This window comes from Klebsiella sp. BIGb0407 (assembly GCF_024807845.1).
GTDB lineage: Bacteria > Pseudomonadota > Gammaproteobacteria > Enterobacterales > Enterobacteriaceae > JGM124.
On the sequence record NZ_JANUEQ010000005.1, the window covers coordinates 317652 to 342558 of the forward strand.

At 49.4% G+C, this 24907-nt stretch carries 26 protein-coding genes; 19 read left to right on the forward strand and 7 right to left on the reverse strand.

The window, feature by feature from the left end; translation table 11 throughout:
• Positions 1 to 91: 91 nt before the first annotated feature.
• Together M2387_RS16685 and rsmD are read right to left on the reverse strand one after the other, a co-directional pair.
• Positions 92 to 367, reverse strand: a complete 276-nt coding sequence (locus tag M2387_RS16685) for a DUF1145 family protein (RefSeq protein WP_259051154.1) — start codon at positions 365 to 367, stop codon at positions 92 to 94.
• Positions 367 to 954 carry a 16S rRNA (guanine(966)-N(2))-methyltransferase gene (gene rsmD / locus M2387_RS16690; protein WP_259051006.1) on the reverse strand — a complete coding sequence of 196 codons (588 nt, stop codon included), beginning with the start codon at positions 952 to 954 and terminating at the stop codon, positions 367 to 369. The genes M2387_RS16685 and rsmD overlap by 1 nt, the downstream gene beginning before the upstream one ends.
• A 188-nt stretch (positions 955 to 1142) precedes the next feature.
• Here rsmD and ftsY point away from each other — a divergent pair, with 188 nt between their 5' ends.
• From ftsY to M2387_RS16715, 5 genes are all read left to right on the forward strand, one after another.
• Positions 1143 to 2906, forward strand: coding sequence for a signal recognition particle-docking protein FtsY (ftsY, locus tag M2387_RS16695; RefSeq protein ID WP_259051008.1), 1764 nt, complete (start codon positions 1143 to 1145; stop codon positions 2904 to 2906).
• Between the two features lie 2 nt (positions 2907 to 2908).
• A complete protein-coding gene (gene ftsE / locus M2387_RS16700) occupies positions 2909 to 3574 on the forward strand; it encodes a cell division ATP-binding protein FtsE (protein WP_259051010.1) in 666 nt (221 codons plus the stop codon).
• The gene (ftsX, locus tag M2387_RS16705) at positions 3567 to 4622 is read left to right on the forward strand and encodes a permease-like cell division protein FtsX (protein WP_259051012.1); all 1056 of its coding nucleotides are present in this window, start codon (positions 3567 to 3569) and stop codon (positions 4620 to 4622) included. The genes ftsE and ftsX overlap by 8 nt, the downstream gene beginning before the upstream one ends.
• A gap of 219 nt (positions 4623 to 4841) precedes the next feature.
• Positions 4842 to 5696, forward strand: a complete 855-nt coding sequence (gene rpoH / locus M2387_RS16710) for an RNA polymerase sigma factor RpoH (RefSeq protein WP_259051013.1) — start codon at positions 4842 to 4844, stop codon at positions 5694 to 5696.
• An 82-nt stretch (positions 5697 to 5778) separates the two neighbouring features.
• The gene (locus tag M2387_RS16715; RefSeq protein WP_259051014.1) at positions 5779 to 6582 is read left to right on the forward strand and encodes an MBL fold metallo-hydrolase; all 804 of its coding nucleotides are present in this window, start codon (positions 5779 to 5781) and stop codon (positions 6580 to 6582) included.
• A 34-nt stretch (positions 6583 to 6616) separates the two neighbouring features.
• On the opposite strand, the gene M2387_RS16720 is transcribed toward M2387_RS16715, so the two are convergent.
• The gene (locus tag M2387_RS16720; protein WP_259051015.1) at positions 6617 to 7084 is read right to left on the reverse strand and encodes a hypothetical protein; all 468 of its coding nucleotides are present in this window, start codon (positions 7082 to 7084) and stop codon (positions 6617 to 6619) included.
• 357 nt (positions 7085 to 7441) lie between these two features.
• Between M2387_RS16720 and M2387_RS16725 the strand changes: the two genes are divergently transcribed.
• On the forward strand, positions 7442 to 8545 hold the full coding sequence (locus tag M2387_RS16725) for a branched-chain amino acid ABC transporter substrate-binding protein (RefSeq protein WP_259051016.1): 1104 nt from the start codon (positions 7442 to 7444) through the stop codon (positions 8543 to 8545).
• A gap of 107 nt (positions 8546 to 8652) precedes the next feature.
• Here the strand turns inward: M2387_RS16725 and M2387_RS16730 are convergent, their stop codons facing one another.
• Entirely contained in the window at positions 8653 to 9252 is a 600-nt protein-coding gene (locus tag M2387_RS16730) for a TetR/AcrR family transcriptional regulator (RefSeq protein WP_259051017.1), read from the reverse strand.
• Between the two features lie 200 nt (positions 9253 to 9452).
• Between M2387_RS16730 and M2387_RS16735 the strand changes: the two genes are divergently transcribed.
• Complete coding sequence (locus M2387_RS16735; RefSeq protein ID WP_259051018.1) at positions 9453 to 10658, forward strand: MFS transporter; 1206 nt, start codon at positions 9453 to 9455, stop codon at positions 10656 to 10658.
• Between the two features lie 63 nt (positions 10659 to 10721).
• Here the strand turns inward: M2387_RS16735 and panM are convergent, their stop codons facing one another.
• Entirely contained in the window at positions 10722 to 11102 is a 381-nt protein-coding gene (gene panM, locus M2387_RS16740) for an aspartate 1-decarboxylase autocleavage activator PanM (protein ID WP_259051019.1), read from the reverse strand.
• Between the two features lie 396 nt (positions 11103 to 11498).
• Between panM and livK the strand changes: the two genes are divergently transcribed.
• From livK to ugpQ, 10 genes are all read left to right on the forward strand, one after another.
• Positions 11499 to 12608, forward strand: a complete 1110-nt coding sequence (gene livK, locus M2387_RS16745; protein ID WP_259051020.1) for a high-affinity branched-chain amino acid ABC transporter substrate-binding protein LivK — start codon at positions 11499 to 11501, stop codon at positions 12606 to 12608.
• 60 nt (positions 12609 to 12668) lie between these two features.
• The gene (gene livH, locus M2387_RS16750) at positions 12669 to 13595 is read left to right on the forward strand and encodes a high-affinity branched-chain amino acid ABC transporter permease LivH (protein WP_259051021.1); all 927 of its coding nucleotides are present in this window, start codon (positions 12669 to 12671) and stop codon (positions 13593 to 13595) included.
• Positions 13592 to 14869 (forward strand): high-affinity branched-chain amino acid ABC transporter permease LivM, encoded by a 1278-nt coding sequence (locus M2387_RS16755; protein WP_259051022.1) that lies wholly within the window; start codon positions 13592 to 13594, stop codon positions 14867 to 14869. The genes livH and M2387_RS16755 overlap by 4 nt, the downstream gene beginning before the upstream one ends.
• A complete protein-coding gene (gene livG, locus M2387_RS16760) occupies positions 14866 to 15633 on the forward strand; it encodes a high-affinity branched-chain amino acid ABC transporter ATP-binding protein LivG (protein WP_259051023.1) in 768 nt (255 codons plus the stop codon). Before M2387_RS16755 ends, livG begins: the two co-directional genes overlap by 4 nt.
• Positions 15634 to 15647: 14 nt before the next feature.
• The gene (gene livF / locus M2387_RS16765) at positions 15648 to 16361 is read left to right on the forward strand and encodes a high-affinity branched-chain amino acid ABC transporter ATP-binding protein LivF (protein ID WP_259051024.1); all 714 of its coding nucleotides are present in this window, start codon (positions 15648 to 15650) and stop codon (positions 16359 to 16361) included.
• Between the two features lie 347 nt (positions 16362 to 16708).
• On the forward strand, positions 16709 to 18025 hold the full coding sequence (gene ugpB / locus M2387_RS16770) for a sn-glycerol-3-phosphate ABC transporter substrate-binding protein UgpB (RefSeq protein WP_259051025.1): 1317 nt from the start codon (positions 16709 to 16711) through the stop codon (positions 18023 to 18025).
• A gap of 133 nt (positions 18026 to 18158) precedes the next feature.
• Positions 18159 to 19046, forward strand: coding sequence for a sn-glycerol-3-phosphate ABC transporter permease UgpA (ugpA, locus tag M2387_RS16775; RefSeq protein WP_259051026.1), 888 nt, complete (start codon positions 18159 to 18161; stop codon positions 19044 to 19046).
• Entirely contained in the window at positions 19043 to 19888 is an 846-nt protein-coding gene (gene ugpE / locus M2387_RS16780) for a sn-glycerol-3-phosphate ABC transporter permease UgpE (protein ID WP_259051027.1), read from the forward strand. Before ugpA ends, ugpE begins: the two co-directional genes overlap by 4 nt.
• Positions 19889 to 19891: 3 nt before the next feature.
• On the forward strand, positions 19892 to 20962 hold the full coding sequence (locus tag M2387_RS16785; protein ID WP_259051029.1) for a sn-glycerol-3-phosphate import ATP-binding protein UgpC: 1071 nt from the start codon (positions 19892 to 19894) through the stop codon (positions 20960 to 20962).
• Entirely contained in the window at positions 20959 to 21717 is a 759-nt protein-coding gene (gene ugpQ / locus M2387_RS16790) for a glycerophosphodiester phosphodiesterase (protein ID WP_259051031.1), read from the forward strand. Before M2387_RS16785 ends, ugpQ begins: the two co-directional genes overlap by 4 nt.
• Before the next feature lie 45 nt (positions 21718 to 21762).
• Here the strand turns inward: ugpQ and M2387_RS16795 are convergent, their stop codons facing one another.
• Both M2387_RS16795 and M2387_RS16800 read right to left on the reverse strand, forming a co-directional pair.
• Positions 21763 to 22077: a DUF2756 domain-containing protein gene (locus M2387_RS16795; RefSeq protein WP_259051032.1), complete on the reverse strand. Its 315-nt coding sequence runs from the start codon at positions 22075 to 22077 to the stop codon at positions 21763 to 21765.
• A 40-nt stretch (positions 22078 to 22117) separates the two neighbouring features.
• Positions 22118 to 22615: a GNAT family N-acetyltransferase gene (locus M2387_RS16800; RefSeq protein WP_259051033.1), complete on the reverse strand. Its 498-nt coding sequence runs from the start codon at positions 22613 to 22615 to the stop codon at positions 22118 to 22120.
• Between the two features lie 353 nt (positions 22616 to 22968).
• On the opposite strand from M2387_RS16800, the gene M2387_RS16805 reads away from it, so the two are divergent.
• Together M2387_RS16805 and M2387_RS16810 are read left to right on the forward strand one after the other, a co-directional pair.
• Positions 22969 to 24006: an oxidoreductase gene (locus M2387_RS16805; protein WP_259051034.1), complete on the forward strand. Its 1038-nt coding sequence runs from the start codon at positions 22969 to 22971 to the stop codon at positions 24004 to 24006.
• A 116-nt stretch (positions 24007 to 24122) separates the two neighbouring features.
• The gene (locus tag M2387_RS16810) at positions 24123 to 24818 is read left to right on the forward strand and encodes a pirin family protein (RefSeq protein ID WP_259051035.1); all 696 of its coding nucleotides are present in this window, start codon (positions 24123 to 24125) and stop codon (positions 24816 to 24818) included.
• The last annotated feature ends 89 nt before the right edge of the window (positions 24819 to 24907 follow it).

Consider the following 24907-nt stretch of genomic DNA (forward strand, 5'->3'; position numbering starts at 1 on the left):
TTTTAGTAGTCGGGCGTTATTCCAGTTTACTGGCAGGAAATGAAAAAGCGATGCTTAATTATTCTGCCTGTTGGGCCGTATTCTGGAGCTGCTATTTTCCCTGACGAAGCTTTTTTTGCCAGATCAGCAGCTCGAAGACACCAAAAAGAAATATTTTTATCTGGGCTGCACTGCTGAGCGGCGGACCCTCTTTAGGCTGAGTGGCTTTCATTAAACCCAGTTGCAGGCCGTGCATAATAATCATAAAGATGAAGGCGACATTGACAAAAATATTCAGCGGACGTGGGAAAGGCTGAACTAAATTGAGCACTAAAAATGCCCAGATACACAGCATCAACAGGCGACCCAGATTAATCAAAACAGACATCATGTGGCTCCTTGTATTTCACGTATAAACAGACGATAGGCAACTTGTCCTGCGACTTTTTCCCGGTGTAATGCCCAGGATGCGGGAACCAGCGGCATACCATTTTCCACTTCACTTTCAACGTAAATCAGGGCGTTATCCGCAAGCCAGCCATTTTTTTCCAGTAAGCTGAGGGTCTCGTCGAGTAATCCTTTACGGAAGGGGGGATCTACAAACACAATATGGTGGGGCGTACCTGGTTGTGCCAGCACATTCAAAGTATTCGCATTCAGCACATTGCCCTGGCTTGCCTGTAAGGTGGCGAGATTTTTTTGTAATTGCCGGGCAACGTTTTTGTCCATTTCAATCAGCGTGGCTGCTGATGCATAGCGTGATAAGGCTTCCAGGCCTAAAGCACCGCTCCCGGCAAAACAGTCAAGGCAATGCGCCTCAACGATGTAAGGGGCCAGCCAGTTAAACAAGGTTTCTCTGACTCTGTCGGTGGTAGGACGTAATCCGACAACGTCGGGAACGGGAAGTTTTCGGCCACGCCATTGACCGCCAATAATGCGAATTTGGCCTGAACCGGCGGATTGAGGTTTTTTCATGGTACTCACTGCATGCAAGTGGATCTCTGATTTCTATTCTAACGTCCCAGGCTCAAGCCTGGAAACCTTATTCCTGTAGCGTGATGCTGAGGCGGGAAAGTGGTAGACTCATGCACTATTTTTTTAATGCCTGTGGCAAGCCAGATTAGGTCTGTGCCATAAATAAACAGCAAAGGATGTAGTCGCACATGGCGAAAGATAAAAAACGTGGCTTTTTTTCCTGGCTGGGCTTTGGTCAGAAAGAGCAGCCGGAAGAACCAAAGGTTGAAACACAAGAAGCTGTAGAGCAGGCAGAACCTGAGGTTGAAGCGGCGGATATAGCCCCACAGACACCAACACCGGTAGAACAGACAGAGCCTGTCCTGGCAGAACAGGCAGAGGATGCGCGTGTTTTACTGGATGACACCACTGAGCCAGTGGCAGACGCGAAAGCAGCAGATACCGCTGAACCTTCGATTACTGAACCTGAGTTAGCTCAGAATGTGGTATCAGAGTCTGCTGAGCAGGAAGTTTTCCAGGCTCACCAAGAGCGAATCGTGACAGAAGAAGTCACGGCGATAGAATCAATTATTTCACACGCAGGGATTCAAGAAACGCCTGAGGTAACTCCGGTAGAAGAACCTGTAGAAACGGTAACTCACGCAGCTGCTGTGCAGGAAAGAATTGTTACTGAAGAAGTCGCTGCGATTGAATCGATGCTTCCGCATGCTGAGGCGACCAGTCAGGCAGAGGTGATTGAGCCGGTTGTCGCTCCGATTGCTGAAATCCAGCCTGAAGAGCCTGTGGCAGAAGTCGTTGAGCCGATTGTCGCTCCGGTTGCTGAAATTCAGCCTGAAGAACCTGTAACAGAAGTGGTTGCCCCATTGGTGGCTGAAAGCCCAACCGATGACAGCCCGGTTGAAGAGCCCGTAGCTGAAGTTATTGAACCAGTGATTGCCCCATTAGTGGCTGAAAGCCCACTGGAGACCTCTCCGGAAAATGCTCCTGAGGAGCCGGTAGTCGCCCCGATTGTAGAGCAAGAAAAACCGACGAAGGAAGGTTTCTTCGCACGTCTGAAACGCAGCCTGGTCAAAACGAAACAGAACCTCGGCTCCGGTTTTATGGCGCTGTTCCGCGGTAAAAAAATCGATGACGACTTATTTGAAGAGCTGGAAGAGCAGTTATTAATTGCTGATGTCGGCGTCGAAACTACGCGAAAAATTATTGAAAAACTGACCGAAACCGCGAGTCGTAAGCAGTTACGTGATGCTGAAGCGCTGTATGCATTATTGAAAGAAGAGATGAGCGAGATCCTCGCGAAGGTTGATGCGCCACTCAAGGTTGAAGGTAAAAAACCTTTTGTTATTCTGATGGTCGGAGTTAATGGCGTGGGTAAAACCACGACTATTGGTAAGCTCGCGCGTCAGTTTGAACTTGAAGGCAAGTCAGTGATGCTGGCTGCGGGCGATACTTTCCGTGCTGCGGCGGTTGAGCAGCTCCAGGTCTGGGGTGACCGTAATAATATTCCGGTGATTGCTCAGCATACTGGAGCTGACTCGGCATCGGTTATCTTTGATGCGATACAAGCTGCTAAAGCACGTAATATTGATGTCTTAATTGCAGATACTGCAGGGCGTTTGCAAAATAAATCGCATCTGATGGAAGAGCTGAAAAAAATTGTCCGGGTAATGAAAAAGCTGGACGAAGAAGCTCCGCATGAGATTATGCTCACCTTGGATGCCAGTACCGGTCAGAATGCGATAAGTCAGGCTAAACTGTTCCATGAGGCTGTGGGGCTGACGGGAATCACACTGACGAAGTTAGACGGTACCGCCAAGGGAGGCGTTATCTTCTCTATCGCGGATCAGTTTAGTATCCCTATTCGTTACATTGGTGTAGGTGAACAACTTGCTGATTTACGACCGTTTAATTCAGAAGATTTTATAGAGGCACTTTTTGCCCGAGAGGATTAATAATGGTTCGTTTTGAACACGTCAGTAAAGCCTATCTCGGCGGGAGACAAGCGTTGCAGGGAGTCACATTCCATATGCAACCAGGCGAGATGGCGTTTCTGACCGGCCATTCCGGAGCAGGAAAAAGTACGTTACTGAAGCTCATCTGTGGCATTGAGCGGCCGAGCGCGGGTCATATCTTTTTTGGTGGCCATGATATCAGCCGCTTAAAAAGCCGCGAGGTGCCCTTTTTGCGTCGCCAGATAGGCATGATCTTTCAGGATCATCATCTGCTAATGGACAGGACCGTTTACGATAACGTTGCGATCCCGCTGATCATTGCAGGTGCCAGCGGCGAAGATATTCGTCGCCGTGTTTCAGCGGCGCTCGATAAGGTAGGTTTGCTTGATAAAGCGAAAAACTTACCGATTCAGCTTTCTGGTGGTGAACAGCAACGTGTTGGTATCGCGCGAGCAGTAGTTAACAAGCCCGCACTATTATTGGCTGATGAACCAACAGGCAACCTTGATGATGCCCTTTCTGAGGGTATTTTACGTCTGTTTGAAGAATTCAACCGTGTCGGTGTCACAGTGTTAATGGCGACCCATGATATGGGGCTTATCGCGCGGCGTTCCTATCGTATGCTGACGCTAAGCAATGGTCATTTACATGGAGGTGCGGGTGAATAAACGAGCGGTGTTAAACATTGTTAAGCGCTTCAGTCATAAAATTAACGATTTTAATCAGTCTCATCGGCAGAGTGATGGTGGTCGTGGTGGGAAAAAGCGAAATAAATCACCTCAGTCGAAGAAGAAGTCGTTAAAAGGCGGAATTAACGAGCAGTTCCGTTATGCCTGGGAAGGTGCACTACAGGATCTGAAGAGCAAACCGTTAGCGACATTTTTGACGGTGATGGTGATTGCCATCTCTCTGACCTTACCCAGCGTCTGTTTTATCGTTTATAAAAACGTCAATCAGGCGGCATCCCAGTACTATCCTTCTCCGCAAATCACCGTTTATCTCGATAAAGCACTGGATGACGATGCGGCGCAGCAAGTTCTTGGTATTCTGGAGGCAGAGGAAGGAGTCGAAAAGGTTAACTACCTCTCCCGGGATGAAGCATTAGGTGAGTTCCGTAACTGGTCTGGCTTTGGCGGCGCGCTCGATATGCTGGAGGAAAATCCTCTGCCAGCGGTAGCGATAGTCAATCCACTGCTTGATTTCCAGACCACCGAACATCTGAACACTTTACGTGACAGACTGACGCAGGTGCAGGGTGTTGATGAAGTCCGTATGGATGACAGCTGGTTTGCACGTCTGGCTGCATTGACAGGGCTGGTGGGACGAGTCGCTGCTATGATAGGTATTCTGATGGTGGCTGCTGTCTTCCTGGTTATCGGTAACTCGGTGAGACTGAGCATTTTTGCGCGTCGTGATACCATTAATGTGCAAAAATTGATTGGTGCAACCGATGGTTTTATTCTACGGCCTTTTTTATACGGTGGCGCATTACTGGGCTTTAGCGGGGCATTTTTATCGCTAATTCTGTCGGAAATTCTGGTGATGCGGCTCTCTTCTGCCGTGACACAGGTTGCACAAGTCTTCGGCACTCAGTTCTCTTTGCGAGGCCTGGGATTTGATGAGTGTTTATTGTTATTACTGGTGTCATCGATGATTGGCTGGCTGGCCGCATGGCTTGCAACGGTTCAACATTTACGGCATTTTACACCACAGTAAATTATCTTTTGATATACTGTTTCTCTGCCACTGTCAGTGCGTAAACTGAGCAGAGAGTTGGTAAATCAGTGTGAGTAACTTATCCACAAAATTATTTTGAACTTGTGGATAACGTGATTGTCTGAGATAGCATGAAGTTGATTGCTCGGCAGTTGTGAGCGTTTTAATCCGGTGTCGGTTTTCATGGCAATCTGTTTAAGTCTTTAAGAGAGGGTTTGAATGACCAAAGAAATGCAAAGTTTAGCTTTAGCCCCTGTTGGTAACCTGGAGTCTTATATCCGGGCAGCAAACTCATGGCCGATGTTAACGGCGGATGAGGAGAAGGAGCTGGCTGAAAAGCTGCATTACGAGGGTAGTCTGGAAGCAGCTAAGCGGCTGATCCTTTCACATCTCCGCTTTGTTGTTCATATTGCTCGTAATTATTCTGGTTATGGTTTGCCACAGGCAGATTTGATTCAGGAAGGGAATATCGGGCTGATGAAAGCGGTACGTCGCTTTAATCCTGAGGTCGGTGTTCGCCTGGTGTCCTTTGCAGTGCACTGGATCAAAGCTGAAATTCACGAATATGTCCTGCGTAACTGGCGTATCGTGAAAGTCGCAACCACCAAAGCACAGCGTAAGCTGTTCTTTAACCTGCGTAAAAATAAGCAACGTCTGGGCTGGTTTAACCAGGAAGAAGTTGAACTGGTAGCCAGTGAACTCGGCGTAAGCAGTAAAGACGTACGTGAAATGGAATCGCGGATGGCGGCGCAGGATATGACTTTTGACATGTCCAATGACGACGAGTCAGATAGCCAGCCGATGGCGCCAGTGCTGTTCCTCCAGGACAAATCATCTAACTTTGCCGATGGCATCGAAGATGATAACTGGGACTCCCATGCAGCAGATAAACTGACTGATGCCATGATGGGGCTTGATGAGCGTAGCCAGCAAATCATCCGTGCCCGCTGGCTTGATGAAGATAACAAAAGCACGTTACAGGAACTGGCTGACCGCTATGGTGTGTCGGCAGAACGTGTACGTCAGCTTGAAAAAAATGCGATGAAAAAACTTCGCCTGGCTATCGAAGCCTAATTTCTTCAATCAGCTGAAAGATGACCTGAGTTCGGTACTATGCCGGGTTTGGGTCATTTTTTTTGCCCGTATAAGAGCAAATATGCCTTTAACTATCAGTGTTCTGCTGGAAAACCAGTCTGACTCCCATTCAAATCATTCTCTGTTAGCTAAAGCCGGACTCAGCCTGTTCATTCAGGATGAAAACGATTCCATTTTATTTGATACGGGGCCCGATGAGAGTTTTTTATCCAACGCTGCACTGATGGGAATCAACCTGGCTGGCTTGACTGCTACCGTACTCTCACATGGCCATTATGACCACTGTGGCGGTGTTCCGTGGTTACCTGATAATAGCCGAATTGTATGCCATCCTCAGATAGCCAGTGAACGCCACTCAGCCGTGAGGCTTCCTGGTTATACCGCCAAAATAAAAAAATTATCTCTGGAAATTGATTACTCGCGTCACCGTATGGAGTACAGCAGTACTCCTCTGCAGATCGGGGAGCGATTTATATGGTCAGGAGAGATCCCGGTAGCCAGACCCAGATCATACGGTGTCATTAGTGGGAAAGATGCGGGAGTGGACTATGTAAAAGATGAAGGTGTCCTCATCTACAAATCTGACCGTGGGCTGGTTATCTTTATCGGCTGCGGACATCGCGGGCTTATCGATATCGTGCGTTATTGCCAGAAAATCACCGGGGTAAATCATATTCACGCTCTGGTCGGCGGCTTTCATCTGCGTTGTGCTTCGCCCTACAAACTTTGGAAGGTAAGACAATTTCTGATCGCTCAAAAGCCAGATAAAATAATGGCTTGTCATTGTACAGGTAAATGGGGGGCCGCGTGGCTACCCGCGCCAGTAGTGACCCCGGTAACAGGGGATGTTTATACGCTGGGGTAGCTAACCTGAAAAAACAGAACGGTCTATGACCTTGTTACACAGGAATTCCAATGAAGGTGTGTGTACAGCAGCGGCAAGTGACTTCAACATCTTTCCCTGTAATCTCAGGATCGACCTGTCGAAGAATTCTATTTTCATCAACAAACAGGCCAGGGTAAAAGCTACTTTCATCAACACGGACTAACTTTGCACGCTGGTGTTCATGCAACGCGACCAGCCAGAATACCGGTTCAGTAGTATCAAGACGGGCACTGGCTTCACTGAATACTTTATCCCAGAGTTGACCAATTTTCCTGAGCAGAAAGTGAAACAGCGGCGTGTAATCCCGACCACGATTCTGTTTTCCATGCATTGATTCACGCTGTGGAAGTAGCTCACACGGGAGCTTCTTACTATTGCGCTCCCAGCGATACTCAGCACCCGGATGATTCGAATGATGCCGTGTCGTGGTATTAACGCTGCGATACAGCTTTGGCGTGCTGCTAGTGTGATGAACTCGCATAGCTAAAGTCTCTTCTTGATATGACGGCATAATCTGGATAATAGGAAGAAAACTGCCCGGCGTTTCACTTCGTCAGAGTGAAAACTTAACGTTTCATATCGCTATTTCTATCAAAAATCTTTTTCCTGTGACTTATGTCGCCATTCACCTTGCGCTATAGCCGCTTTTTAGTATTTTTTCCGGACAAACTTTGCCGTGTGACAAAATTGTTATTCCATAAATCGCAAAATCAGGTATGTTTTTTAGCAGAGAATGCTGCAACAGCACATGTGCCATTCTACCTAATAAGATTGATTAAAAAACGTGCTGAACACACAACATAAAAATATGACTCACAACAACATGGGGACTCTCAGGATGAAGATGACGGGCAAAGCCTTACTGGCAGGTTGTATTGCACTGGCCATGAGCAACGTCGCATTAGCGAAAGATATTAAAGTGGCAGTGGTTGGGGCGATGTCTGGCCCGGTTGCCCAGTATGGCGACCAGGAGTTTACCGGTGCAGAGCAGGCGGTAGCGGATATTAATGCTAAAGGTGGTATCAAAGGCGATAAGCTGGTTATCACTAAGTACGATGATGCCTGTGACCCGAAACAAGCGGTAGCGGTAGCAAACAAAGTGGTTAACGACGGCGTTAAGTACGTTATCGGCCACCTGTGCTCTTCTTCTACTCAGCCAGCGTCTGATATCTATGAAGACGAAGGCATTATTATGATAACGCCTGCGGCAACTGCGCCAGAGCTGACGGCGCGTGGTTATAAGCTGGTATTACGTACCACTGGCCTGGATTCAGACCAGGGGCCAACGGCGGCTAAATATATTCTTGATAAAGTGAAGCCACAGCGCATCGCGATTATTCACGATAAGCAGCAATACGGTGAAGGCCTGGCGCGTGCGGTTCAGGATGGTCTGAAAGCGGGCGGCGGCAATATCGTGTTCTTTGATGGCGTAACTGCGGGTGAGAAAGACTTCTCCACTCTGGTTGCTCGTCTGAAGAAAGATAATATCGATTTCGTGTACTACGGTGGCTATCACCCGGAAATGGGACAAATTCTGCGCCAGGCTCGTGCTGCAGGCCTGAAAACCCAGTTTATGGGACCTGAAGGGGTAGCTAACGTTTCCCTGTCTAACATTGCCGGTGAGTCTGCGGAAGGTTTACTGGTGACTAAACCAAAGAACTATGACCAGATCCCTGCTAACCAGCCGATTGTAGAAGCTATCAAAGCGAAGAAACAAGATCCAAGCGGCGCATTCGTCTGGACTACCTATGCTGCGGTACAGGCTCTGGCTGATGGTCTGAACAAGACGTCTGACCCGGCTGAAATGGCAAACTACCTGAAAGGTGCAACCGTTGAAACCGTGATGGGCCCACTTTCCTGGGATGACAAAGGCGACCTGAAAGGCTTTGAGTTCGGTGTCTTTACCTGGAATGCTGACGGCACTTCTTCTGACGCAAAATAATAGCGGAATCTGGAGGAGCAACGCCTGAAGCGGGGCTCCTCCCGTATCGGAATTAATCAAAACTGCACCCCAAAAGCGGAGTCATTCGCTGAGTCAGGTGCAGTTTTTTATGCCGCAATAACAGGCTTTCTCAATAGCCCATGCAGCAGTAACTCCAGCGCATCTTTTGCCTGGGCCAGACGCTCATTCCCGTCTTCACCGTTTGCTATCCAGAATGCCGCCTCTGCCAGACTGCCGTAAATCAAGGCTGCCAGAGCCTGCGGGCTGGTATCGACCATCACCCCCTGCTGGATAAGATGGCTGACCCGCTGTTGCATCGACTCCATACAGTAACGATAGGACTCTGGCAGGGTACCCCCGAGCACAGCCCGGGCATCACGCAGAATAATACGCTGAATCTCCGGCTCCAGTGCCATTTCCAGGTAGGCATGGCAGCGATGACGAAAACCATCCCAGGGATTTTCCGCACTGTCAAAAGCCGCCTGTAGCCGCTCATCTGTTTCGGCATCGATCTGTTCGACGACTGCTACTAACAGACCCTTTTTGTCACCAAAATGGTGGTAGAGTGCGCCCCTGGTTAAACCGGCTTGTGCAGTAAGGTCGTCCATTGAGGTGTCAGCGTAGCCCCGTTCACTGAAAAACGTACGAGCAGTGGCCAGTAATATCGCGCGGGTTTCTTCCATCTCGGCTCGGGTACGACGGACCATCTCTTTTCTCCTTTTACAGACAGATAAACGGTTTACATACACAGTGTATCTATACTATGATTTTATTGATACGAGATGTATGTATTTGACCCTGTTGGGTCTGATAAACATCGGTTAGCCAGGGTATGAGGGTGTTCAACCCAGAACCTGGCCAGGGTATTGCTCTTTTTAACATATTTTTCATTGCAAGGGTCTAATCCATGAGTACATCCCCATCCGCGGCGACAGAAACGGTGGTGCGGCATTCCTGGCTGGCGGTGAGTGCTGTCGGGCTGGCTATCTTTTCCGTTGTCACGACGGAACTGCTTCCTGTCGGTTTGTTAACTCCGATTGCTGAAGAACTGAATATTACTTCAGGAACTGCGGGCCTGATGGTCTCTTTTCCTGCATTACTGGCCGCATTCTTTTCACCTCTGGTTGTACTGCTATCGGGGGGAACCGATCGACGCCGTATTTTATGCGCCTTACTGGGGCTGCTGGTGGCGGCTAATCTGGCATCCGCTCTGGCGCCAAGCTGGGGCTGGATGTTGGTTGCCCGCATACTGGTGGGCTTTTGTATCGGTGGGATATGGGCAATTGCCAGTAGCCTGGCTGTCAGACTGGTTCGGCCGGCCGCCGTGGGTTTAGCTACCTCAATTATTTTTGGAGGGGTTGCAGCTGCCTCAGTACTTGGCGTTCCCCTTGGAGCATTAATCGGCGATCTTATTGGCTGGCGCTGGGCCTTCGGCTGTATGGCGCTGTTCAGTGCTGCAGTGCTGGTAATGCATCTGCTATTTATCCCTTCACTTCCGGTTAAGGGTTCCGCCAGAGTACGTCATTTCGTTGAACAGCTCGCTAATCGTAAATTACAAATCGCTATGCTGTTAACCCTATTGCTGGTATCCGGCCACTTTGCTGCCTTCACCTTTGTGCGTCCCCTACTGGTGTCAGTCTCCGGATTTGATGTGCAGTGGCTGGGCGTATTGTTATTTGGCTATGGCATTGCCGGTATGACCGGTAATTTCCTGACCGGTATGGTCGCTATGCGGCGAACCACATTGACACTCGCGACCATTGCGCTGGGGTTGCTATTGACTCCGGTTCTCTTTCTGACAGTCGGAAACTTCCCAACTGGTGGGGCTGCGGTCTTACTGTTATGGGGTCTGTCCTACGGCGGGATATCGGTGGGGCTTATGACCTGGGTAATGAAAGCAGAATCTCGCATGCTGGAGATAGCCACCGCATTATATGTTGGCGTTTTCAATATCTCGATTGGGCTGGGTTCCTGGGCGGGTGGTCAGCTATTTGATAGCTTCGGGCTGCTCAGTAATCTCTGGTTTGCCAGTGGCTGCGCGGCTTGCGCCTTGTTACTGATATCTAATGTGGCTTATCGTCACAAAGCTGCGGGTACTCCCGTTCGCAACTGAGTTTCATATTCTTATAATTCAGGCCTCGAGCGATTAAGCGACAGGCCTGAATCCCTCTCAGGGCTATTTTTCCCAGTCATGGCCTTGTGACTGAAAGCCGAGAGCCACTGCAAATGCCTGCATGACATCGCGGTCTTCTATACCATTAGCACTTATTTTCCAGTGCGTTATCTCTGGGTTATCACGCAGAACTTCTTCGATTAAATACTGCCCGACACCGCGACGACGCGTTATTTCTCTGACGCTGAGCGCGGTAAATATGCCTTGAGTACTGTTCAGGGTTACCTGTACCGCACCTAACAGACGTTCATTAAATTTAGCGGCGTAGAGACGTTGATTTTCACTGAGATCTAACTGTGTTACGGCATTTTCAGACCATATTTTTCCAAGATCAATCTTATCCTGGGCATCGGGTGCTAACAGACGAATGATAGTGAGTTTCATAAATGGACAAACCGAAAAGAGGGTAAATAGCGAGTGTACCCAATTTATTCGCCCCAGACGCTTTATCTTTTCTGACGCCAGGAGAGGCGGTTTAATTTATGTTCACTTCATAATCCAGAGATAAACATCATGTATTGCCTGAATATCAGAACAACCTACCAATCTGTAGTGGATTGTTCGGCGCTTTGTATCGCTATTTTATGCTGCAAAACATGCTTTTTTTTGTTTATCTCTGATTGAATACAGCATAATATCTCCAGTTAATCGCATGAAATATAGAGAGTTTAGCCGATAATATTGTTAAATATTACGCTAACTCCTTCATGTCATTCATAAAAACAGGTGTTGGTTACAATATTGCTGTTTGTTTTTTAATCGCACCAGAAGGAAGAAAAAATGAAGATGAACGCGAAGACATTACTGGCCGGATTCATTGCTCTGGCGGTGTCTCACGCGGCAACCGCTGAAGACATTAAAGTGGCTGTTGTCGGGGCGATGTCAGGCCCGGTAGCACAATGGGGCGACATGGAATTTAATGGTGCCCGCCAGGCTATCAAAGACATTAATGCTAAAGGCGGTATCAAAGGGAACAAACTGGTTGCGCTTGAATATGATGATGCTTGCGACCCTAAGCAAGCGGTTGCTGTCGCCAACAAAATTGTTAACGATGGTGTGAAGTACGTCATTGGTCACCTGTGTTCCTCTTCAACCCAGCCCGCTTCGGATATCTACGAAGATGAAGGCATTCTGATGATCTCGCCAGGCGCGACCAACCCGGAACTGACGCTACGTGGTTATGAGACCATTATGCGTACTGCCGGCCTGGACTCCTCTCAGGGACCAACGGCGGCAAAATTTATTCTTGAGCAGGTTAAGCCGCAGCGTATCGGGATTATTCACGATAAGCAGCAATACGGCGAAGGTCTGGCACGCTCGGTACGTGATGAGCTGAAAAAAAATAATGCCAATATCGTCTTTTTTGACGGTATCACCGCCGGTGATAAAGATTTCTCCACCCTGGTAGCCCGCCTGCAAAAAGAAAATGTCGATTTTGTTTACTACGGCGGCTATTACCCGGAAATGGGGCAGATCCTGCGTCAGGCACGTTCCGTTGGCCTGAAAACCCAGTTTATGGGGCCAGAAGGGGTCGGCAATGCGTCTCTGTCGAATATTGCCGGTGATGCGGGTGAAGGCATGCTGGTAACAATGCCAAAACGCTATGACCAGGATCCGGCAAATAAAGCTATTGTTGATGAGCTCGTTGCCGAGAAGAAAGATGCGAGCGGACCTTATGTCTGGATCACTTATGCCGCGGTACAGTCACTGGCGCAAGCGCTTGAGCGTAGTGACAGCACTGAGCCCGTTGATCTCGCGAAAGATTTAAAAGAAAAAGGTGCAAACACCGTAATAGGGCCGCTGAACTGGGATGAAAAAGGCGATCTGAAGGGATTTGAATTTGGCGTCTTCCAGTGGCATGCCGACGGTTCTTCTACCCCGGCAAAATAATAATAATCCCCTGTTACCCTCCCTTCCGGGTCTGCCCGGAAGGCATTAAAAGGTTATGTTATGTCCGAGCAGTTTCTCTACTTCCTTCAGCAGATGTTTAATGGCGTCACGCTGGGCAGTACCTATGCGTTGATAGCCATCGGTTATACGATGGTGTACGGCATTATAGGTATGATTAACTTTGCCCACGGCGAAGTGTATATGATAGGGAGCTACGTCTCCTTTATGATCATCGCCGCGCTTATGATGCTTGGCATTGATGTCGGCTGGATGCTGGTCGGGGCAGGCTTTATTGGTGCCATCGTTATTGCCAGTGCCTATGGCTGGAGTATAGAACGGGTAGCCTATCGCCCGGTTCGTAGTTCCAAGCGTCTGATTGCGCTGATCTCTGCCATCGGGATGTCTATCTTCTTACAAAACTACGTCAGCCTGACTGAAGGCTCACGTGATATCGCCCTGCCAAACTTGTTTGATGGTCAGTGGATTGTCGGTGCCAGTGAAAACTTCACCGCCACTATCACTACCATGCAGCTGGTTATCTGGGTCGTCACTTTCCTCGCCATGCTGGCCTTGACCCTGTTTATTCGCTACTCCCGTATGGGCCGCGCTTGCCGTGCCTGTGCTGAAGATTTAAAAATGGCGAGCCTGCTGGGTATCAATACTGACCGCGTTATCTCCCTGACCTTTGTTATCGGTGCCGCTATGGCTGCAGTTGCCGGGGTTCTGTTGGGTCAGTTCTACGGCGTTATCAGCCCGTATATTGGCTTTATGGCCGGTATGAAAGCGTTCACCGCTGCGGTATTGGGCGGCATTGGTAGTATTCCTGGCGCGATGATCGGTGGTCTGATTCTGGGGATTGCTGAAGCCCTTACTTCTGCTTACCTGAGCACTGAATACAAAGATGTGGTTTCCTTTGCGCTGCTTATCGGGGTATTGCTGGTGATGCCTACCGGTATCCTGGGCCGTCCGGAGGTTGAGAAAGTATGAAACCGATGCATATTGTTTTCTCGCTACTCTCTGCGGTGATGTTTTTCATCCTGGCCTCGGTATTTATGGGGGTGCAGTTAAGCCTCTCGGGAACCAAACTGGTGGTGAACAGTGCCAGTAGCGTGCGCTGGGAATGGGTGATGATCGGTACTGCAGTCGTCTTTGTGTTCCAGTTACTGCGTCCGTTATTTACCAAGGGTATGAAAAAAGTCACCGGGCCGAAGTTTGTCTTACCGGCAATGGATGGCTCAACGCCCAAGCAAAAAATCTTCCTGCTGGCACTGCTGGTGATTGCGGTTGTCTGGCCGTTTATGGCTTCGCGCGGATCGATTGATATTGCCACCATGACCATGATCTACATTATTCTCGGACTGGGTCTGAATGTGGTTGTCGGTCTGTCTGGCTTACTGGTTCTGGGATACGGTGGCTTCTATGCTATCGGCGCTTATACCTTTGCCATGCTTAACCAGTATTATGGCCTGGGCTTCTGGACCTGTCTGCCGATTGCCGGTTTGATGGCGGCCGCAGCGGGTTTCTTACTGGGCTTCCCGGTACTGCGTCTGCGAGGGGACTATCTGGCGATTGTCACCTTAGGCTTTGGGGAAATTGTCCGTATTCTGCTGCTTAATAATACCGCGCTGACCGGCGGACCTAACGGTATCAGCCAGATCCCGAAACCGACTCTGTTTGGTCTGGAGTTCAGTCGTACCCCACGTGAAGGGGGCTGGGATACCTTCAGTAATTTCTTCAATATCAGTTATGACCCAAGTCATAGAGTGGTATTCCTCTACTTAGTGGCCCTGTTGCTGGTGGTTATTACGCTGTTTGTTATCAACCGTCTGCTGCGTATGCCTCTGGGCCGTGCCTGGGAAGCGCTGCGTGAAGATGAAATTGCCTGTCGTTCTCTCGGTTTAAGTCCGCGTCGTATTAAACTGACCGCCTTTACTATTAGTGCGGCCTTTGCCGGTTTTGCTGGCACCTTGTTTGCTGCGCGTCAGGGCTTTGTCAGCCCGGAATCCTTTACCTTTGCCGAGTCCGCTTTTGTACTGGCGATTGTGGTATTAGGCGGCATGGGATCACAGTTTGCGGTTATTCTGGCCGCTGTCTTGCTGGTGGTATCGCGTGAAATGATGCGTGACTTGAATGAATACAGCATGCTGGTACTGGGTGGATTGATGGTACTGATGATGATTTGGCGTCCACAGGGACTGTTACCGATGAATCGTCCGCACCTGAAGCTTAAAACCAGCGATGTGAAAGGAGAGCAGGCATGAGTCAGCCATTGTTATCCGTCAGCGGATTGATGATGCGTTTTGGCGGCCTTCTTGCCGTTAACAATGTGTCGCTTGAGCTTAATGCCGGTGAAATCGTTTCTCTTATTGGCCCGAATGGTGCCGGTAAAACCACGGTCTTTAACTGCCTGACGGGTTTTTATAAACCGACCGGTGGTCAGATTTTACTGCGTGATAAACATCTTGAAGGTTTGCCTGGTCAGGAAATTGCTCGTCTCGGCGTCGTCAGAACTTTCCAGCATGTTCGTTTATTCCGTGAAATGACGGTGATTGAAAACTTGCTGGTAGCCCAGCATATGCAGCTGAAAACCGGGCTTTTCGCCGGTCTGTTGCAAACCCCGGGTTTTCGTCGTGCTCAGTCAGAAGCGCTGGAACGTGCTGCTGACTGGCTGGATCGTATTGGCCTGTTAGATCAGGCTAACCGTCAGGCCAGTAACCTTGCCTATGGTGACCAGCGTCGTCTGGAAATCGCCCGTTGCATGGTCACTCAGCCAGAAATTCTGATGCTGGATGAACCTGCTGCTGGTCTGAACCCGAAAGAAACCAAAGAACTCGACGAGTTAATCATGGAACTGCGTAATCATCACAATACCTCGGTGTTGCTGATTGAGCATGATATGAAACTGGTTATGGGAATATCTGACCGTATCTACGTAGTGAATCAGGGAACGCCGTTAGCTAACGGCACGCCGGAGCAAATCCGCAATAACCCTGATGTTATCCGTGCCTATTTGGGTGAAGCATAGGGGTGAGGCCTGAGATGGAAAATGTAATTTTGTCGTTTGACAAGGTAAGTACCCACTATGGAAAGATCCAGGCACTGCACGACGTCAGCCTGCATATTAAACAAGGTGAAATCGTTACCTTGATCGGCGCTAACGGAGCGGGTAAAACCACTCTGCTGGGCTCGCTCTGCGGCGACCCACGAGCTTCAAGCGGTCGTATTACGTTTGATGGTAAAGACATTACTGACTGGCAAACCGCACGTATTATGCGTGAAGCGGTGGCGATTGTTCCGGAAGGGCGTCGTGTATTTTCGCGTATGACAGTGGAAGAGAACCTGGCAATGGGTGGCTTCTTCGTGGAACGTGACCTGTTTCATGAGCGCGTTGAGGGTATCTACAAGCTGTTTCCTCGTTTGCATGAACGCCGTATTCAGCGCGCCGGAACCATGTCTGGCGGAGAACAGCAAATGCTGGCGATTGGCCGGGCATTGATGAGCCAGCCGCGCTTGCTGCTGCTTGACGAGCCTTCTCTGGGACTGGCACCGATTATTATTCAGCAAATCTTCGATACCATTGAACAGTTACGCAGCGAAGGGATGACAATCTTCCTGGTTGAGCAAAACGCCAATCAGGCCCTGAAACTGGCCGATCGTGGTTACGTGCTGGAAAATGGTCACGTAGTGCTCGAAGACACGGGTGATGCTCTGCTCGCTAACGAAGCTGTTCGTAGTGCTTATCTCGGAGGATAATTCCTGCTGATTCTCCAGGCAGGCAGCATGATATTTTGTATCAGGTATGCCTGCCTTATCTATAAACTGTCATTATTGATATTTTTTTACGGAATAAACCTCTCACAATACCGTTATCCCGCGCCGTTATCCTGTGTTGTTACCTTTCTCGCTATATTATCTTGATATAATTCAATTATTAGGTGTTAAATATTGTTTAGATACACATTGAAATGTTATCGCAACATAGCTGCAATATTTCCGTGATGTAAACGGCATATTTCTGTCATTCAACTATGTCATGTTAACTCTCGAGCATAAAACGCGTGATTTCGCGCATCCGGCACAATTTAAGAGAGTGAATCTGAATGACACTGTTACGACACACCGCTTTAGGGCTGACGCTGGGTCTGGCACTGACCAGCCAGGCGATGGCAGTTACATCTATTCCTTTTTGGCATTCTATGGACGGGCAACTGGGCAAGGAAGTCGATGCTCTGGCGACGCGTTTTAACGAAACCCATCCAGACTACAAAATCGTGCCGGTTTACAAAGGTAACTACGAGCAGAACCTGGCAGCAGGAATTGCAGCGTACCGTACCGGTAATGCACCTGCGCTGCTGCAAGTTTATGAAGTCGGAACCGCAACGATGATGGCATCGAAAGCTATCAAGCCAGTGTATGAAGTGTTCAAAGACGCAGGCATTGTTTTTGATGAGTCACAGTTTGTTCCGACCGTATCAGGCTACTACACCGATTCCAAAACCGGGCACTTACTGTCCCAGCCGTTTAACAGCTCAACCCCGGTGCTGTACTACAACAAAGATGCGTTTAAAAAAGCGGGTCTCGATCCTGAAAAACCACCAAAAACCTGGCAGGAATTGGCTGACTACAGTGCGAAATTACGCGCATCAGGTATGAAGTGCGGTTACGCCAGCGGCTGGCAGGGTTGGATTCAGCTGGAAAACTTTAGCGCATGGAATGGCCTGCCGGTCGCGACTAAAAATAACGGTTTCGATGGTACTGATGCAGTTCTGGTGTTCAATGCCCCAGAGCAGGTCAAACATATTCAGCTGTTGCAAGATATGAACAAGAAGGGCGATTTCAGCTACTTCGGCCGTAAAGATGAGTCTACTGAAAAATTCTACAGCGGTGACTGTGCTATCACGACCGCTTCTTCCGGTTCACTGGCCGACATTCGCCAGTATGCGAAGTTTAATTATGGCGTAGGTATGCTGCCTTACGATGCCGACAATAAAAATGCGCCACAGAATGCCATTATCGGCGGTGCCAGCCTGTGGGTGATGGACGGTAAAGATCCGGGTACTTACAAGGGCGTTGCTGAATTCCTCGAGTTCCTGGCTGAGCCTGAAAATGCTGCTGAATGGCACCAGAAAACCGGTTACCTGCCGATCACCACCGCTGCTTATGACCTGACCAAAAAAGAGGGCTTCTATGACAAGAACCCTGGCGCTGATATTGCTACCCGTCAGATGCTGAATAAACCGCCTTTGGCTTACACTAAAGGCTTGCGTTTGGGCAACATGCCACAAATCCGTACCGTGGTCGACGAAGAGCTGGAATCTGTCTGGAGTGGTAAAAAGACGCCACAGCAAGCACTGGACACCAGCGTAGAACGTGGTAACCAACTGCTGCGCCGCTTTGAGCAGTCAACTAAGTCATAAAAAATAAAGAGTCTCCCCCAGGATAAACGGCGTAACAGCCGTTTATCCTCTCTGTTTTTACCGCAGAGTGACTCAGTCATCAGGCGAATGGATATCAGCATCATTCCCCGAATACGTGCAAAAGAGTAACGCTATGTCATCATCTCGTCCGGTATTTCGCTCCAGCTGGCTGCCCTATGCTTTGGTTCTCCCACAACTGGCCATTACCGTCATCTTCTTTATCTGGCCTGCTGGCGAAGCGCTATGGTACTCACTGCAAAGCACCGATCCCTTCGGGATTTCGAGTACTTTTGTCGGCCTGGAAAACTTCAGACAGCTGTTCAGTAATAGCTACTATCTGGACTCCTTTTACACCACGATAGTTTTCAGTAGCCTGGTGGCGGGCTGCGGTATGCTGATCTCGCTGTTTTTAGCCGCTCTGGTTGACTATGTGATACGCGGCAGTCGCTTCTATCAAACTCTGCTGTTACTGCCCTACGCGATTGCCCCGGCAATAGCTGCGGTACTCTGGATGTTTTTATTCAGTCCCGGACGGGGCTTAATCACTCACGCGCTGGATTATTTTGGTTACGAGTGGAACCACGCCCGTAACAGTGGCCAGGCGATGTTCCTGGTGGTATTTGCTTCGGTGTGGAAGCAAATCAGCTATAACTTCCTGTTTTTCTTCGCCGCATTGCAATCGATTCCTCGCTCACTGGTTGAAGCTGCGGCGATTGACGGTGCCGGGCCTGTACGCCGATTCTTCAAGATTTCACTACCGCTGATTGCGCCAGTGAGTTTCTTCCTGCTGGTGGTGAACCTGGTGTATGCCTTCTTCGATACCTTCCCGGTCATTGACGCCGCGACAGGGGGTGGGCCAATGCAGGCAACCACGACGCTGATTTATAAAATTTACCGCGAAGGTTTTGCCGGGCTCGACCTGTCTTCATCGGCAGCACAATCCGTCGTGCTGATGTTCCTGGTCATTATCCTGACAGTGGTTCAATTTCGCTTCGTGGAACGCAAGGTACGCTACCAATGATTGAGAATAACCGTGGTCTGACATGGTTCAGCCATTCCATGCTGGCACTGGCTGTCATCGTGATTTTATTTCCGTTATATGTTGCATTTGTCGCGGCAACGCTGGATAACGAAGCCATTTACCAGACGCCGATGACGCTTATCCCCGGCTCTCACCTGTGGGAAAATATCAGCCTTATCTGGAATCAGGGTGTGTCGAGTAACAGTGCACCCTTTGGCCTGATGCTGTTTAACAGTGCCTTTATGGCGCTGGCGATTACCTTTGGCAAAATCACCGTTTCGATTCTTTCCGCCTTTGCCATTGTCTGGTTCCGTTTCCCGTTTCGTACGCTATTTTTCTGGATGATTTTCATCACTCTGATGCTGCCGGTAGAAGTGCGTATTTTCCCGACCGTCGATGTGGTAGCCAATCTGAATATGATTGATAGCTATGCCGGTTTAACTCTGCCACTGATGGCATCGGCCACCGCAACCTTCCTGTTTCGTCAGTTCTTTATGACGTTACCTGACGAGCTTATCGAAGCTGCGCGTATTGATGGCGCTTCACCTATGCGCTTTTTTGTCGACATTGTGCTGCCATTATCAAAAACCAACCTCGCAGCGCTGTTTGTTATCACTTTTATCTACGGCTGGAATCAGTATCTCTGGCCGTTGTTGATTATTAGCGATGCCTCTCTTGGCACTGCGGTTGCGGGTATCAAAGGCATGATATCCAGCGGCGAAGGTTCAACCCAGTGGAATCAGGTTATGGCCGCAATGCTACTTACCCTTATTCCGCCCGTATTGGTTGTTTTAGTGATGCAGCGTGCGTTTGTACGCGGACTAGTTGAGAGTGAGAAATAACAGATGGCAGGATTAAAGCTACAGGCAGTCACAAAAAGCTGGGATGGCAAAACGCAGGTTATTCAGCCCTTAACCGTTGATGTTGCTGACGGTGAGTTTATTGTCATGGTAGGGCCATCAGGCTGTGGAAAATCCACCTTATTACGGATGGTTGCCGGGCTGGAGCGAGTGACCAGCGGCGATATCTGGATTGATAATAAGCGTGTGACCGAAATGGAACCCAAAGAGCGTGGTATCGCCATGGTATTCCAGAACTATGCGTTATATCCGCATATGACAGTTGAAGAGAATATGGCCTGGGGCCTGAAAATTCGTGGCATGGGGAAAGAGCAAATTCGCCAGAAGGTACTGGAAGCCGCACGTATTCTGGAGCTGGATAATTTTCTCACCCGTCGTCCCCGTGAGCTTTCAGGCGGCCAGCGTCAGCGTGTGGCAATGGGAAGGGCGATTGTACGCTCTCCGGAACTGTTTTTATTTGATGAGCCACTGTCAAACCTTGATGCCAAATTACGCGTACAGATGCGTCTGGAACTACAGCAGCTGCACCGTCGTCTGAAAACCACCAGCCTCTATGTTACGCATGACCAGGTTGAAGCGATGACGCTGGCGCAGCGCGTAATGGTGATGAACAAAGGCATTGCCGAGCAGATTGGCACGCCAGTGGAAGTCTATGAGCGTCCGGCAACCCGTTTTGTTGCCAGCTTTATCGGCTCGCCAGCGATGAACCTGCTGGAAGGCAAGGTGAGCGTTGATGGTCAGTGTTTCGAGCCGGAAGGCGGCGGTGCTATCCCGCTGGGCAGCACCCATTTAGCGCTGGCAGGAAAAACGATTACCCTGGGTATTCGCCCTGAGCATATTGAGTTAAGCTCTGAGGCCGAAGGCGGTGTTCCACTGGTTACGGAAACGCTGGAGATCCTTGGCGCAGATAATCTGGTACATGGACGCTTTGGTCAGCAGAAAGTGATAGTTCGCCTGGATCACAAACTGCGTCCTGAGCCGGGCAGCAAGTTATGGCTGCATATCCCAGAAGAACATCTGCACTTCTTTGATGCTAAAACCGGACACCGTCTATGAGTCACTGGCCTTATCCGAAAATAGTCGCCCATCGTGGCGGCGGCAAACTGGCACCTGAAAATACCTTAGCAGCCATAGATATCGGCGCGCATTACGGCCACACCATGATTGAGTTTGATGCCAAACTTTCTCAGGACGGGCAAATTTTCCTGCTGCATGACGATACCCTCGAACGTACCAGCAATGGCTGGGGTGTCGCCGGTGATTTACGCTGGGATCAGTTAGTCAATGTCGATGCTGGTAGCTGGTTTAGCGGTGAGTTTACGGGTGAGCCTTTACCGCTGTTATCGCAGGTTGCCGGGCGTTGTCGGCAGCATGGGATGATGGCCAATATCGAAATAAAACCCACTACCGGACTGGAAAGTGAAACCGGTACCGCCGTGGCTTTGGCCGCGCGTGAATTGTGGCATGGGCAAACTGCACCGCTACTGTCCTCTTTTGCTATCGAGGCCCTTGAGGCCGCTCAGCAGGCGGCTCCGGAACTCCCGAGAGGGCTGTTACTGGACAGCTGGCGTGAAGACTGGCTGGAACTCACCACAAGGCTTGGCTGTGTTTCCATTCACCTGAACCACAAATTGCTCGATGAAACGCGTGTGGCGATGCTGAAGGCCGCTGGCTTGCATATTCTGGTGTATACCGTTAATTCACCTGCACGTGCGGCACAGTTGTTGCTGTGGGGCGTTGATGCGATTTGTACGGATCGTATCGACCAGATTGGCCCGAACTTTTCTGCCACCGATGCGCTGTTAGTTTAAGCTGATGTTTTAACGCCAGCTCACTTCCGAGACTGGCGTTAAGTTTTAAGGCTGACTCCCCAGTTTCTCGCGCTCGTTGTTCTTCGGCGGCGCTTTTCTGATACCCGGCTGTGATTCCAGAACGCGCTGTCTCTGCGTATTGAGGCTGTTATTGAGCTGCTGTTGCTGCTGCAAACTTTGACTCTGAATCTGTTGATTCAGGGTCTTTTGCTGTTGCTGCTGCTGAGCTTGCATCTGGGTCTGTAGCCGCTGCTGAGATGGGTTCTGATAACCCGGCAAGTTAGGATTATTGAGTGTATTAGGTGCCTGAGCCTGACTACCTAAGGGCAGCAGCAGTACCAGTAACAGTAATTTTTTCATCGCTAGCTCCTTATGGCAGAGGTTCTGACAGTATACGCGATTATTCGGCTCTGAAACGCGCCATAAAATAGGCATCAACATACTGGCCGTCGCGAAAGGCAAAGCGCTTTCCGGTACCTTCCACCTCAAAACCAAATTTACGGTACAGTGCCAGAGCGGCAGCATTGTCGGTAAAGACTGTCAGTTCAATACGCTCGACTCGCAGCCAGTTATCACAAAGGTTGACCATCTCTTGCATTAATGCCGAAGCCACCCCTTGGCCTTGATGGTTTTCACTGACTCCCATACCAAAGGTAGCGACATGACTTCGTCTCGGTGAAGGTTCGACCATCAGCGTTAGCTGACCCACGACTTTATCTTCGATACAGGCCACCAGAGAGTAATGGCCCGCGGGTAAGTCAGTTGTTCGTGTCTGCCACTTTTTTAGTGTGGGGTGAGGTAGCTGGAGTGTGTCACGATAAAGTGCGGGTTGAGAATAAATCTCATGTAAAGCTTCAGCATCGTAATTTTCAGCGTGACGTACCACAACCTGTTTCATTCCTTTTTACCTCAATGAGTTACAAAAAACCGTTTTAACATCAGTGACTTTAAACACAAAAGCAATGGACATTATTTTTCAAATAGTGCTTTACAAGTGCGAATGATAATGATTATTATTGCCATGCGTTCAGGGGAGACCCCTACGGAGACAACCTGAAAGCACGACATTGCTCACATTGCTTCCAGTATTACTTTAGCCAGCCGGGTGCTGGCTTTTTTTTTGCCTGTTATTCAGCAAATCATCCATTTTTATCCCACCTGACTTTAGCTTCACAGAAGCTATTCTTAGCACTAAAAACCGATGAAGAAATACAGTAAGGTGAAGGGAGCCCTCTTTACAAGGAGAATCCCATGACCCTACAGGTCGCCTTTATTGGTTTTGGTAAAAGCACGACGCGTTACCATCTGCCCTTTGTCCTGGTGCGTAAAGATAAACTGCACGTTGCCCATATTTTTCGCCGCCATGAAAAGCCGGAGCTTGAGCAGCAGCCCCAGTATGCGCATATTCACTTCACCAGCCAGCTGGACGATATTTTCGACGATCCGCAGGTTAAGCTGGTAGTGGTCTGTACCCATGTTGATAGCCATTTTGAGTATGCTAAAAAAGCGCTGGAAGCCGGTAAAAATGTACTGGTAGAAAAACCCTTCACGCCCACTCTGGCACAAGCCCGTGAGCTGTTTGCGTTAGCGAAACAGAAAGGACTTATCGTTACCCCTTATCAGAACCGGCGTTTTGACTCCTGCTTCCTGACTATGAAAAAAGCCATCACTAGCGGCAAGCTTGGCAGAGTGGTTGAGATTGAGAGCCATTTTGATATGTACCGACCTGACGCGCTGACCCAGCCGGGTACCTCTGTTGATGGGGCGTTTTATGGCTTAGGTGTCCATACCCTGGATCAGATGATTTCCCTGCTTGGTCGCCCAGATTGTGTGGCCTACGATATTCGCTCGGTACGTAATCCGCTGAATCCCGACGATACCTTTGAAGCTCAGCTGTTTTATGGCGATATGAAAGCGGTAGTGAAAACCAGCTGCTTAGTCAAAATAGCCTACCCGAAGTTTATCGTTCACGGCACCAGAGGCTCGTTTGTGAAATACGGTATCGATCAGCAAGAAACCAGCCTGAAGGCCTGGATTATGCCTGGGGAGCCGGGTTTTGCTGCCGATGACAGTGTGGCTCAGCTTGAATATATCAATGATGCCGGTGAAAGCGTACGTGAAACCTGGCAAGCAGAGTCAGGCGATTATGGCCGAGTCTATGACGCCTTGTATCAGACCTTATTGCACGGAGCAGCCAATTACGTCAGTGAAACTGATGTTCTCACCAATATGGAACTACTGGAACGGGGCTTTGAGCATAGCTCCCCATCGGTCGTTACCCTGAGTTAATAGCAGAGCATTGCTGTTCAGTTTTTTTGACTATAGGCGTCAGTTTTCCCCCTCTATGATTGTCAGTTAAACCAGTCCACACTTAAGCCATCAAAGAGATTTCAGGAGTTCACAACATGATTTACTTACGACAGGCTCAAGAACGCGGACATGCAAACCACGGTTGGCTGGATAGCTGGCATACCTTTTCATTCGCAAGCTACCATGATGCTAATTTTATGGGCTTCTCAGCACTGCGCGTGATTAATGAAGATGTGATTGATGCCGGGCAGGGGTTTGGAACCCATCCCCATAAAGATATGGAAATCCTGACCTATGTGCTTAAGGGGACCGTTGAGCATAAGGATAGCATGGGCAACAAGGAGCAAATTCCTGCTGGCGAATTTCAGATAATGAGCGCCGGAACCGGTGTTAAGCACTCTGAATATAACGCCAGCCAGACAGAACCTTTGCACCTGTATCAGATTTGGATCATTCCAGAAACCAATGGCATCACGCCGCGTTATGAACAGCGCCGTTTTGATGCAGCAACCGGACGTCAGCTGGTGCTCTCGCCAGATGCCAGAGAAGGCTCGCTTAAGGTTTATCAGGATATGGAGCTTTCCCGTTGGCCACTGGAAAAAAATGAGCAGGCGGTCTATTCCATCGCTCCGGGTCGTAAAATCTGGATTCAGGTAGTGAAGGGCGATGTGGTGGTGAATGGTACCCAGGCTAAAACCAGCGACGCCGTTGCGGTCTGGGACGAGCAGGTTATTGCCATCGAAGCGAATGACGAAAGCGAAATTCTGTTATTCGATTTGCCGGCTGTTTAAGGGTTCTGGCTCACACCTTCCCCTGAAAAGGGGAAGGTTCGTCTTGCAGCATGCTAAACTGGCGTATCGATAATCCGAAATCCAGCCGA